This window comes from Streptomyces sp. NBC_00667 (assembly GCF_036226825.1).
Classification (GTDB): domain Bacteria; phylum Actinomycetota; class Actinomycetes; order Streptomycetales; family Streptomycetaceae; genus Streptomyces.
The window spans coordinates 6,573,903-6,585,647 of sequence record NZ_CP109022.1 but is presented as its reverse complement, the minus strand read 5'-3'; the positions used below and the strand labels follow the sequence as shown (position 1 = coordinate 6,585,647).

Here is an 11,745-nt window from a genome sequence, read left to right as displayed (position 1 = left end):
TCAGACCTCCGTGGTGTGGCCGGCGAGGGGGCGCGCGCCGTTCTTCATGACGCGCCCGATGATGGAAACCGCTTCGTTGACGTCGCTGTCGTCCAGTCCGCGGTGCAGCACCGCGCGGAGCCGCCCGTGACCCAGTTCGGCGATGGCCAGGCCCTCCTCGCGGGCCGCCGCAGCGACGGTCTGCCAGGTGTGCCGCTCGTCCGTGACACGGAACATCACGATGTTCGTCCGCACGTCCTGGGGGACCACCTCGATGCCGTCCAGTTCCGCCAGGCCCTCGGCGAGCAGGGCGGCTCGACGGTGGTCCTCGGCGAGCGCGGCCGCGTTCTCGATGGCGAGGATCCCGGCTGCGGCGACCGTTCCGACCTGCCGCATTCCGCCGCCGAGCATCTTGCGCAGGCGGCGTACCTTGCCGATGAACCGGGCGCTCCCCACGACCATGGAGCCGATGGGGGCGGAGAGTCCCTTGGAGAGGCAGAACTGGACGGAGTCCGCGAACTGCGCGATCTCGGCCACCGGAACCCCCGCACCTACGGCGGCGTTGAATATCCGGGCGCCGTCCATGTGTAGGGGGACCCCGCGCTCGGCGGCGAAACGGCGTACGTCGCGCAAGTAGTCCAGGGGGAGGATCGCGCCGCCGCAGCGGTTGTGCGTGTTCTCCAGGCAGATCAGTGCGGGGAGGGCGAACTGGGGGTCCTCCGGGTCGTCCGGAAACGCGGCCTCCAGGTCGCGCAGGAGCAGGCGGCCGTCAGGCTGGGTGGGGACCGGCTCGTAGACGATCCCGCCGCACACGGAGGCGCCGCCGGCCTCGTAGATGTAGATGTCGCTCTCGTCTCCGACCAGCACCTTGGAGCCCCGGGGCGCGTGCGCCATGAGGCTTGCCAGGTTCGCCATGGTGCCGCTCGGCATGAAGCAGGCGGCTTCCTTGCCGAGTGTGGCGGCGGCGAGCGCTTCGAGCCGGTTGGCCGTGGGGTCCTCGCCGTAGACGTCGTCACCGAGGGCGGCTTCGCTCATGGCGCGGATCATGTCCGGAGTGGGCAGCGTGAAGGTGTCGCTGCGTAGCTCGATCACTGATGGGGCCTTTCGGGAACTCGGGAACCGCGCCGGGGACGGCGTCGATCTGGTGGGGGCTCGGTGCGCGCTTTCGTGACCTGTGCGTGTGGGTGTGCCTGTGCTCGTGCGTGTGCCTGTGCTCGTGCGTGTGCCGGTGCCCGGGCGTGTGCCGGTGCCCGGGCGTGGGACTCGTGGGGCGATGACGAAGGGCGGTCGGTCGGGCGGGCGGGCGGCGCTGCCGTACGGCTCGTCCGGACCCGCGGCCCGTAACACCGTGCACACGCGGGACTTCGGGATTGCCGTGGGTGGGCTCCGTCCACACGGACGCCCGCCTCTCGTACCGGGCCCGGCAGGGGGGACGCCGGGGTATCGCGCACTGCCGGGGCGGGCGGCCTGGGCGGCGCCTCCCTGCGGGCGCAGGCGGCGGTCCGGGAGGCTGGTGCCGTGGGCCGCCGGACGTGGGCTCGTCACCGGCCGGCCGGGAGTCGATCCCGGTGCTCCCGGAGCCGGAACCGGTCAGCCGTAGTTCGGTCTGTGTACGGCCGAGCCGCAAGCCGACGGCCTCGGCCGTTCGGCGGGCCGCACTCTCGCAGGCAGTCTCCTCACGCCACGAGGGCTCCGCATGGAAGACGGGCGAGCCGATGAGGACAGCGGGCGTGCGCGCGCGTAGCGGGGCCGGGACCCGAGGGCCTCTTGGCCGGGCAGCCGGCCAGGGCCCTGTTCGACCCGCCCTCCGACCCCTGTACGCGCGACCTGTCGATCAGTCATCTTCCGTCTCCCCCCACAGGTGTCGCCAGGCCGTGGCGGGGTCGGTCTCGCGGTCCAGGCAGTGGAACGTCCCCTTGGCCCGACCGGGGCCGGCCGACTGAGTCCACGTGGTCCCTCTCCCCCTCGTTTCGGCACGTGCGCATCGGGCCGACCCACGGTGAGGCCGGCGCTCCCTCTCACGAAGAAATTACAAACCAGATAGGCGGTTTGTCAACGCCCCGGTAGGCTTCCCGCCAGGCCCCTCGGAGGGGTCACGTCGGCGCTACGACCGCCGAGCCCACGCGGCCTCCCGCCTGAAATGCCATGTCAACGGCCTGGTTTGCTGCGCAATCGCGCGGGTGGACCCTTACGGCAGACACCCGTACGCTGAATGAGCCGGGGCGGCGTCCCGTGGGAACGGGCTGCCCGATACGTGAGCGATGGCCCCCGTTAAGAAACGTGTTGGTCGGTTTTATCTGCAAAATCGAGAGTGCAGGAGCGCGTGCGGCAAGCGCACGTCCGTTCTCAAGGGGAGTCACCGATGGCCGTTCGCCGTGTCGTGCCCAACATCAAGTCGGCGTCCGCGGAGGAAAGCCGGGGGTTCTACGGCCTGCTCGGCTTCGAAGAGGTGATGAACCACGGCTGGATCATGACGCTCGCTTCCCCGTCCCGTCCGGCGGCACAAGTCAGCTTCATGGCGCACGACAAGACCGCGCCGGTCGTCCCCGATCTGAGTGTCGAAGTGGACGACGTGGACGCGGTCTATGCCGTCGTCAGGGACAGCGGCGCGGAGATCGTTCACCCCCTGCAGGACGAGGAGTGGGGCGTGCGGCGCTTCTTCGTCCGCGACCCCGACGGTCGGGTGGTCAACGTCCTGAGCCATCGCTGACGCCCACCTGGCCGCGGGGACGTGAACGGCGCCGGCCGGGGCAGGGGCGGGGGCCCGGCCCTCAGTACGGCCGGGCCAGCTTCGCGAAGGCCGGTGACAGCTCGTTCCGTGCGGCGCTCGGGAAGGCGACGCTGTTCGGGTCCCCGTCCGAGACGTACAGGTCCTTCCCGGCGGCGAGCTTGTCCAGCCAGCGCGACGACCCGAACTCCGCGTCCTCGTCCTTGGGCCCCGCCGAGCGGATCCGGGGAATCGCGCCGGGGGTGAACGCCTTGGCGAACGGCGAGAACGAGGGGTTGGCGCCCACGAGGTACACCCCGTCGTAGCGGTAGCCCGTTCCCCGCGAAGCGACCTCGGCCGGCTGGGGCATGGCACCGAAGGGCAGGGCGAGCGAGGTGACCCGCGTTCCGGGCGCCGCCTTCTCGATCGCCTGCTGTCCGGCGGTGATCGCCCGCCGGGCGCCCGTCTCGTCGAGGGAGCGTAGGTTCTCGTGGCGGTCGGTGTGGTTCGCGACCTCGTACCCGTGCTCCTTCAACCAGGTCAGGGCCTTGTTGGAACCCGTCGCCGAGAAGGCGTCCGCGTTGACGAAGAAGGTCGCCGCCGGCTTGAAGGAGGGGTACTTCCTCGCCGTCTCCGTCAAGATGGCGACGGCGGTGTCCCGCGCCGGGGTGCCGTCCGGGTTCAGGCGTACCTGGCTGTTGGTGGAGTCGTCGAACGTGAGGACCACCGGGTGCGTGCCGGCCGGGATGTCGATGCGGCCGGTCTGGAAGTCCCTGGCGGTCACCGGTACGTACTTCTCCCGCGCGAGGCGCTCCAGCTCCGACCGGAAATCGGCGGGGGTGCGGTCGTAGACGCTGGCCGGCTTCTCGGTGAGCTGGTGGTACATGAGCACCGGCACCCGGCCGAGTTCGTTGGCGCCGACATCCGCGGGGGCCTTCGCGGCGACGGGAGTGACGGCCGCCGGTGAGGCGGCCGCACGGCGTTCCCCGGCGGCCGGTGACGGCCCCTCGGAGCATCCGCAGACGAGCAGGGCGGCGCCCGCCAGGGCGGCGAGCGGGAGGAGTGGATGGCGCATGGGGGTGCCCTTCATGGCGAGTGTGTCGTGCCATACCTACCGACGACGGGGGGCCGCATACCGCACTGTCCCCTGCATGGCCCAGCCGCCACGCCGGGACACGATGCGGCCGTTCGCGTGAAATACGGTCAGAAGGAGGCGACCGGGGCACCGCGCGGCAATGAATGGAGGCAGCATCCGGCCCACGGCACGAAGGACGTCACGATGCCCCCCACACGCATATCCCGGTCCCTTCCCTCCCTCCGCCTCCGCCGTCCGGCCCGTCGGGGCGCCCTGATAGCGACGACCGGTGCGCTCGCGCTGGCCGGAGCGGGCGTCGGAGCCTGGACGTTCCTCGCACCGGCTCCGGCCCTCCAAGGCCTGAGCGACGGCGCCGTCCTCGACGGGCGCAAGGCCGCGCAGGTCGGCGCCTACCTCGCCGCGGATGAGGCCGGCGGCAGGGACGGGCTGCGCGCCACCCTCGACGGCACGGCAGTCCCCGTCAAAGCCGAGGGCACCCGCCTCAGGCTCGTCCTCCCCCACCTCACCGAGGGCCGGCACACCCTGGTGGTGGCGGGCGACAGCAGCCTTCCCTTCGCCTCGTACCGCAAGGTCGTGGGGTTCAGCGTGGACGCCACCGCTCCCGAGCTCAAGGTGGCCGACCCCGAGGTCAAGAACGTCGCCGCGCCGGTCACCATCACGGGCCACGCCTCGACCGATGCCGAGGTGACGGTCAACGGCAAGAAGGTCCCCGTCGACAAGACGGGGGCGTTCAAGATCACGGTGCCGAAGGGCACACCCGCAGTGAAGGTCAGCGCGGTGGACCGTGCCGGAAACACGACCACCAAGGACGTGTCCGCCCGGGGGCGCCGCCCCATGATCCGCGCCGCCCACATCACCGCCATCGGCTGGGGCGACAACACGCTGCGCACCAACATCCTCGCCCTCGTCCGCAGCGGCAAACTCAATGCCCTGGAGCTGGACGTCAAGGACGAGGACGGTGAAGTCGGGTACGCGTCCCAGGTACCGCTGGCCCGTCAGATCGGCGCGGCCAAGGGCTACTACGACGCCCGCAAGGCGATCGCCGAGATCCACGCCGCCGGCGCCCAGGTCATCGGCCGCATCGTGGCCTTCCGCGACCCGAAGCTCGCCTCGGCCTCCTGGAAGGCGGGCAAGAGCGACCAGCTCGTGCTGACCCCGGGCGGACAGCCCTACGACGGCGGCCACTACGGGGCCCTGTCCTTCACCAACTTCGCCAACCCCACGGTCCGCAAGTACAACCGGGACCTCGCCGTCGAAGCGGCTCGGCTCGGCTTCGACGACATCCTCTACGACTACGTGCGCCGCCCGGACGGCCCGCTCTCGCACATGCGCTTCCCGGGAATCGGGACCGCCACGCCCGAGCAGTCCATCACCTCGTTCGTCGCCGACACGCGGACCGCGCTGCGCCCGCACGCCAAGTACCTCGGTGTCTCGGTCTTCGGCATCGCGGCCACCCGGCCCACCGAGATCGCCCAGGACATCGGGGCCCTGGTCAAGGTCACCGACTACATCGCGCCGATGGTCTACCCGTCCCACTGGGGGCCGGGAGAGTACGGCGTCGCGCAGCCCGACACCGCCCCGTACGCGATCGTGCAGCGTTCGCTCGCCGACTTCGCCCGGCAGGCGAAGGGCACCCAGACCGAGATCATCCCGTGGCTCCAGGACTTCTCGATGGGCAGCACGTACGGACCGGCCGAGGTGGCCGAGCAGATCAAGGCCGCGGCCGACAACAAGATGAACTCCTTCATCCTGTGGAACGCCGGTGCCCGCTACCAGGGCGCGGCGCTGCAGCAGATCGCCGCGCACTGACGGGACGGCTCGTGCGGGTCCGAGTGGCCGGCGGGCGCCGTGGGAGGTGGGGATCCGTCCCCGCCTCCCACGGGGGTCGCCCCGGACGGCCCGGGGCGACCCACCCGAGCTGGGCAGGATGACGGTCATGGCCAGAACGACCGCGGAAAAGCTGGGTGTCAAGGAGGGCGCGACCCTCCTGGTGCTGCAGGCGCCGGCGGGCTGGTCGCCCGGGCCCCTCCCCTCCTCCGCCACCGTGACGCCGGTTTCGGCGCGTGCCGACCTCGTCCTGCTGTTCACCCCCGACGCGGCGAGCCTCGACGCCACGATCGGCAAGGCGCTCGATGCGGTTCCCTTCGACGGTCTGGTCTGGGTCGCCTACCGCAAGGGCGGTGTGAAGGCCGGCACCGACCTCAACCGCGACATCCTGCAAGAACGCCTCTTCGGTTACGGCCTCGTGGGCGTGACGCTGATCGCCCTCGACACCACGTGGTCCGCCGTGCGCGTACGCCCGCTGGACCGCCCGGGACGGCGCCTGCGCTGAACTGCCGCCCCGGCTCCGCGCACCCCGGCCACTCGCCGGGAGGCTCCGGTGCCGGCTCAGCCCGCGCCCCTCGGGCCGGGTGCTGCGGCGGGGATTCCCGCGGCACGGTGTCAGCCCGTGTGGTCGCGGATCACCTGGCGTGCCACCGTCGCCCGGTGCCGGGCGAGTTCGGCCGCCACGGCGGCGGCGCGCTCCTCGTCGTGGTCGACCAGGGCCGGCCGGGGCGCCCCCAGCGCCAGGCACTGGCGTCGCAGGTGCGTCGGCGGGTGGGTACTGTCCACGCTGTGCCCGCGCCGCGCGGCGATCCGGAGCAGCCGGTCGTGCTCGTGGCCGGGGATGGTCGAGGCGTGCGCCGCGATCCGCTCCCACAGTTCCCGCTCGGCGGCCTCCTGCGCGGCCCGCCCGGCCTTGCCGCCCGTCATCCGCGCGGCCACCGCCTCGCGGCGGAGCTGGTCCTGCACCGAGGGCGCGACGAGCAGTCGGTCCATGAGTCCCACGGCTCCGGCGGTCGAACCGGCCCGCGCCGCGTCGAGGTCGGCCTGGTACTCGGCGCGCTGCGCGGCACGCAGCGTCAGACGGTCGAGGAGGAGCAGCAGGCCGTACGCCGCGCAGCGCGGCAGGTACGTCACGACGTTGAACAGCGAGTCCCACACCGTGTGCGCCCGGCTCGGGGCCAGCGCGTGCACCCACAGCCACAGCGAACGCAGTGCCCCGTGGAGGACCGGCCCGTGCCGCAAGTCGCCGTTGGCGAAGTGTCCGAGTTCGTGGCCCAGGAGCGCGATGCGTTCGCGCGGCCCGAGGATCTCCCACAGGCCGAGACCCAGGACCAGCACGCGGCGCCGGCGCCGTCCGTAGATCGTCACTGCCGCGTTGACGTCGCCGGTCACGACCACGGCGTCTACGCCGACGGTGCCGGTGACGGCGGCGACCTCGTCGATGAGCGCGAACAGCCGGGGTGCGTCGGCCCGGTGGAGCACGGGCCCGCCGTGCGGCAGCCGGCCCGGCCGCGGCCGAAGGACGGCGGCCACCACCAGCAGGACGACGCCCTCGACCGGCTCGATCCCGGTCTCCCAGCCGAGCACGATCAACAGCAGCCCGGCCACGGCCAGCGCCAGGGTGACGCCGTGCACCAGAAGGGCGAGTCCCAGGGCGAGCAGCGCCGCCGCGTCACGGCGCGGTCCGCCGGCCAGGGGAGCGTAGTCGACCGGTACGGCGGGACGGGAGGCGGGGAGGGCCTGCCGGGCAGGACTGCTACGGCGTCAGGAACGAGGTGAGGGCGGCGGCCACCGCGGTGGGATCCTCGACCTGGGGGTAGTGGCCCACCGGGGGCGGCCCGGTGAGTTCGACCACGGCGGCCGCGGGGACGCGCGCGCGGACGCGGTCCAGTACGTGGGCGCCGCTGATCGGGTCGGCCGGGCCCCAGACGAAGAGGGTGGGGCCGGGGTGGTCCTCCAGGGCCCGCGTCCAGCGCTCGGCGTGCATACGGCGTTCGTCGATGTAGCGCAGCAGGCGGGGGGCCAGGCGGTGTCCGTCGGCGCGTGCGACCGCCGACCACATGTCGTCCAGGTCGGCCGCGGGCAGTGGCCGCCCCAGCACCCCGCGCAGGGCGGAGGCGAACCGCCCCCGGGTCGTCAGGGGCGCGAGCAGCGGTCCCAGCGGCCCGTGCAGCAGCCGCTGCATCAGCACCGGGCGGTGGAGATCGGCGTAGAGCCCGCCGTTCAGCCACGCCATGTGCGTGATGCGGGACGGATCACGGGCCAGCAGTTCCTGACCGACGCTCACTCCGTAGTCGTGCGCCACCAGGGCGGTGCGCCCGATCCCGTGGTGCCGCCAGACGGCCTCGACCAGTGAGGCCTGTTCGAGGAGGGAGTACGAGTGGTGGCGCGGCTTGTCGCTCTCCCCGAATCCGAGGAGGTCCAGGGTCGTGACGCGCAGGCCCGCCGCGGCCAGGGCGGGCACCACCGCCGCCCAGTCGTGGGAGGACGTGGGGAAGCCGTGGATCAGGGTGACGGGGGCGCCGTCGGCCGGCCCGTCCTGCCGGACGAACACCTCGTGCCCCTCGACCCGTACGGTCGCCCCGCCGGCGGTCCACTGGTGCAGCGGGGGCAGTATCCGCTCTGTCGTCATGTGCGCGCCTCCTCGGCGTACAGCAGGCTCAGGCCGTGGATCAGGGTGCGCAGCCCGAACTCGAACTCCTCGTCGCTGTCGAGCGAGTTGAGCAGTTCGGCGTTCCCGTGGACGACCGGGTGGGTGTGGGGCGGGAGGGAGGTGAAGAGGTCGGTCATCGCGGCGCGCTGGTCCGGCGTGCGCGCCGCGCCGCCGGCGTCGAGGGCCGCGGCGCCGATCACGAAGTGGGTGACGGTGAGGTAGACGTGGACGGCGGTCCGCGCTCGCCAGCCCTGGGCGAGGAGCCGGCCGAGGGCGTGCTCACGGGCGCGCAGGGCGTTGGGGCCGAGCAACTGGCCGGCGGTGAGCAGCGGCACGATCGCGGGGTGCCGGGCCAGGACGCGACGGAACTCGCGGGCGCCGTGCTCCACCGTGGTGCGCCAGTCGCCGTCCAGGGCGGGCAGCCGGATCTCACCCAGGACGTGGTCGACGGTCTCGATCAGCAACTCCTCCCTGCTGGCGACGTGGCGGTACAGGGAGGTGTGACGGACCTGGAGGTGGTCGCCGAGGTGGCGCATGGTGAGGGCGTCCGTTCCGTCGCGGTCGACGATCTCCAGGGCGGCGGCGGTGATGCGGGCCAGGGTCAGCCCTCCTTCGCGCGGCCTGCGCCGCGCGCGCTCCGCGTACCGCGCTTGCCACCAGGCGGGGGATCCGGGGGGTGTGGGCCCGCTGCCGTGCTGCTGCGCCGGGTCGGAGGTGGAGGTCATCGGTGGGTGTGGCCTGTCTACTCGAAGAGGTCGGGGTCCGTCCGCACGATCTCATCCCACAGGGGCTGGAAGGAGAACCACCCCGCGAGGGGGAAGCCGGTCTGGTCACGGGTGGCCCGGGCGGCTTCGGGGCTGATGAGGTGCGGCGTACCGGCGGCCTCGGCCAGCAGCTGGGCCTGGGCGCTGCGTTCCATGGAGAGGAACCACCAGGCCGCCTCGTCGACCGACTCGCCGACGGTGAAGATGCCGTGGTTCTGGTGGATGACCGCCTTGTGCGGGCCCAGGCCGGCGGCCAGCCGCCGGCCGGCTTCCTCCTCCACGACGACGGCTCCGGCGCCGTCGCTGTGCAGGGTGTGCTGTTCGTACAGGGCGCAGGCGTCCTGGGTGATCGGGGCGAGGAGCCGGCCCAGGCTGGAGAAGGCCTTGCCGTGGACGGCGTGGGCGTGGCAGGCCGCGACGACGTCGGGGCGGGCGGCGTGGATGGCGGAGTGGATGACGAATCCGGCCCGGTTCACCGGGTGCCTGCCGTGGCGGACGCGGCCCTCGTGGTCGACGAGGATCAGGTCGCGGACCCGGACGTGCCGGAAGGACATGCCGAAGGGGTTGACCCAGAACATGTCGGTGTACTCGGGGTCGCGCACGGTGATGTGGCCGGCGACCCCCTCGGAGAACCCGAGCCGCCCGAAGACGCGGCAGGCGCCGACGAGTCGCTGTTTGCGGTGCTCGCGCTCGGCGTCGGGGCCGTCGTGCACCGGGGGCAGCCGGAGCTCCAGGCCCTCTTGCCGCGGGACGAAGGCACTGCCGCGGGTGCCCGTGCCGTTGATGTCCGTGCCGTTGGTGTCCGTGCCCTTGGTGTCCGTGCCCTTGGTGTCCATGTCTCTCCGTCACCCTTGCCGCTCTGCGGACCGCCCGTACGCGTCCACTGGACGCATACAATGCAGCCAGTGGACGCATAAGGCAAGGGGTGGCGTGCCGGCCGGGGTGACGCCGGAGCAGAACGGAGGCCATCGGGGGGCCTGGATTTCGCCGGAACAGGTGTGTCCGAACCCCGGAGGGGCATCGTGGTACGGGACTTGTGGCCGGGGCCTGTCGCACGGATCGAACACGGAGGTCTCGGCGCCGTGGACGCGCGTTGACGATCCGCTGGATTTAGGTAACCCTAACCTTGCTTTGGCCGCCTCGGCGTCCGCCCGTGTCCCCCGGAGTCCTCTTATGCTGTCCGCAGCCCCCGCCGTCGTCCCGCCTTCCCGCCCCGTCCGCCTCTACGAGTCGTGGTGGACGGTGGCGGCCGCAGCGCTGGGGGCGCTGCTGGCACTGGCGCTCGGGCTGTGGATGTCGCTCCACGTGCGCACGGACGCCACCCTTCACACCGCTGCTCTCTTCGTCCACCTCGCCTCGCTCGTACTGGGCTTCGGTGCGGTGCTTTCCGCCGATTACCACGGCCTGCTGTGGGCCGTCGGCCGCTGCACGCTCGCCGATGTGCTCACAGCCACTTCCCGGCTGCACGTGCCGATCTGGGCCGGACTCGGCGGACTCGTGGCGAGCGGGATGATGCTCCACCCCGACCTCGGCTCCCCGCTGACGCTCACCAAACTCGCCCTGGTGTCCGTACTCACCGTCAACGGCCTCCAGGCCGGTCTGCTCGGCCACCGCCTGAGGACCGCCACCAAGGTCGGCCGCCGTCTGCTGGTCTGGGGCGGCGCCACCGCCCTGCTCTCCCAGGTCTGCTGGTGGGGCGCCGTCGCGATCGGCTTCCTCAACACCAACGGGTCTTGACCCCGGTGCCGTCCGGGCAGCGGCCGCGCGGTACGCGGGGCCGCCGCTGAGGCAGTCGGTGGACGCCCGCGCGTCTTCGGCGGCGGCGCCCTCCGGGGCGGTTAGGTTCCCGGGGCATGAGCCCTCCTCGACGTTCCGGCCCGGGCCGGAGTGCCCGTACGGTGCTCCTGCCCGTCCTGGCTGCGGGTCTCCTCGCGGTCGCGACGACCGCTGCCTCCCCCGCCACCCTCACCGCCGTCACCGGCGCCGGACACGCGCCTCACGTTCCGCCGGCCGGTCCGCAGCCGGTGGAGCGGCTGTACGGGGCGCCGCTCCGTACGGTTCCCACCACCGGGAAGGTGGTCGCCCTGACGTTCAACGCCGCCTGGGGCACGGACGGTCTGGACACGGTGTTGAAGGTACTGCGGCAGCAGAGGGCTCCGGCCACCTTCTTCGTGACCGGCCACTTCGCCGAGCGGCATCCGCAGGGGGTACGGGCGATCGCGGCGGCGGGTCACGGAATCGGCAACCACTCCCACACCCATGCGCCCTTCGGCGCACTCACCGTCGCCGAACGGGCCGAGGAGATCACCCTGGCCCAGGCGGCGATCCGGCGGGCGGGAAACGGAACCCCGAGCGGCGCCTTCGAACCCCTGCCCTTCTTCCGCTTTCCCTACGGGGACGCACCCGCGCCGCACGTCGCCGAGGTCAATGCCCTGGGGTACGCCGACATCGAGTGGACCACCGACACCAACGGCTACAAGGGAACCACAGGCCAGATGACCGTACAGAAGGCCGTCGCGCGAGCACTTGGGGCCCTGACACCCGGCGAGATCATCCAGATGCACGTCGGCTCCCTCGACGGGCAGGGCGAGGTCCTGGACGCCCGGGCCCTGCCGCAGATCATCGACGCCGTCCGCACACGCGGCTACCGGATCACCGACCTGCGCGGCCTCCTGACGGAGCCCGGCCGGCGCCGGCCGTAGCCGGGGTGCCGTGCGCC

General features: G+C 72.4%; 11 protein-coding genes. 5 read left to right on the top strand and 6 right to left on the bottom strand.

Features of this window, described 5'->3' with window-relative positions:
- The gene (locus OHA81_RS29890) at positions 1 to 1,071 is read right to left on the bottom strand and encodes a GntG family PLP-dependent aldolase (RefSeq protein ID WP_329201065.1); all 1,071 of its coding nucleotides are present in this window, start codon (positions 1,069 to 1,071) and stop codon (positions 1 to 3) included.
- A gap of 1,270 nt (positions 1,072 to 2,341) precedes the next feature.
- On the opposite strand from OHA81_RS29890, the gene OHA81_RS29885 reads away from it, so the two are divergent.
- Positions 2,342 to 2,689 carry a VOC family protein gene (locus OHA81_RS29885; RefSeq protein ID WP_329201063.1) on the top strand — a complete coding sequence of 116 codons (348 nt, stop codon included), beginning with the start codon at positions 2,342 to 2,344 and terminating at the stop codon, positions 2,687 to 2,689.
- A gap of 61 nt (positions 2,690 to 2,750) precedes the next feature.
- Here OHA81_RS29885 and OHA81_RS29880 read toward each other — a convergent pair whose 3' ends face one another.
- Positions 2,751 to 3,776, bottom strand: coding sequence for a polysaccharide deacetylase family protein (locus OHA81_RS29880; RefSeq protein ID WP_329201061.1), 1,026 nt, complete (start codon positions 3,774 to 3,776; stop codon positions 2,751 to 2,753).
- A 189-nt stretch (positions 3,777 to 3,965) separates the two neighbouring features.
- Here OHA81_RS29880 and OHA81_RS29875 point away from each other — a divergent pair, with 189 nt between their 5' ends.
- Both OHA81_RS29875 and OHA81_RS29870 read left to right on the top strand, forming a co-directional pair.
- A complete protein-coding gene (locus OHA81_RS29875) occupies positions 3,966 to 5,591 on the top strand; it encodes a putative glycoside hydrolase (protein WP_329201059.1) in 1,626 nt (541 codons plus the stop codon).
- A gap of 127 nt (positions 5,592 to 5,718) precedes the next feature.
- Positions 5,719 to 6,114 (top strand): hypothetical protein, encoded by a 396-nt coding sequence (locus OHA81_RS29870; protein WP_329201058.1) that lies wholly within the window; start codon positions 5,719 to 5,721, stop codon positions 6,112 to 6,114.
- 110 nt (positions 6,115 to 6,224) lie between these two features.
- On the opposite strand, the gene OHA81_RS29865 is transcribed toward OHA81_RS29870, so the two are convergent.
- The 4 genes from OHA81_RS29865 to OHA81_RS29850 form a co-directional block, all read right to left on the bottom strand.
- The gene (locus OHA81_RS29865) at positions 6,225 to 7,244 is read right to left on the bottom strand and encodes a M48 family metallopeptidase (RefSeq protein WP_329201056.1); all 1,020 of its coding nucleotides are present in this window, start codon (positions 7,242 to 7,244) and stop codon (positions 6,225 to 6,227) included.
- 121 nt (positions 7,245 to 7,365) lie between these two features.
- On the bottom strand, positions 7,366 to 8,241 hold the full coding sequence (locus tag OHA81_RS29860) for an alpha/beta fold hydrolase (protein WP_329201054.1): 876 nt from the start codon (positions 8,239 to 8,241) through the stop codon (positions 7,366 to 7,368).
- Positions 8,238 to 8,987, bottom strand: coding sequence for a TetR/AcrR family transcriptional regulator (locus tag OHA81_RS29855; protein ID WP_329201052.1), 750 nt, complete (start codon positions 8,985 to 8,987; stop codon positions 8,238 to 8,240). Before OHA81_RS29855 ends, OHA81_RS29860 begins: the two co-directional genes overlap by 4 nt.
- 17 nt (positions 8,988 to 9,004) lie before the next feature.
- A complete protein-coding gene (locus OHA81_RS29850; protein ID WP_329201051.1) occupies positions 9,005 to 9,862 on the bottom strand; it encodes a class II aldolase/adducin family protein in 858 nt (285 codons plus the stop codon).
- Positions 9,863 to 10,199: 337 nt separating this feature from the next.
- Between OHA81_RS29850 and OHA81_RS29845 the strand changes: the two genes are divergently transcribed.
- Positions 10,200 to 10,763, top strand: coding sequence for a hypothetical protein (locus tag OHA81_RS29845; protein WP_329201049.1), 564 nt, complete (start codon positions 10,200 to 10,202; stop codon positions 10,761 to 10,763).
- A 116-nt stretch (positions 10,764 to 10,879) separates the two neighbouring features.
- Positions 10,880 to 11,728, top strand: a complete 849-nt coding sequence (locus OHA81_RS29840; protein WP_329201048.1) for a polysaccharide deacetylase family protein — start codon at positions 10,880 to 10,882, stop codon at positions 11,726 to 11,728.
- The last annotated feature ends 17 nt before the right edge of the window (positions 11,729 to 11,745 follow it).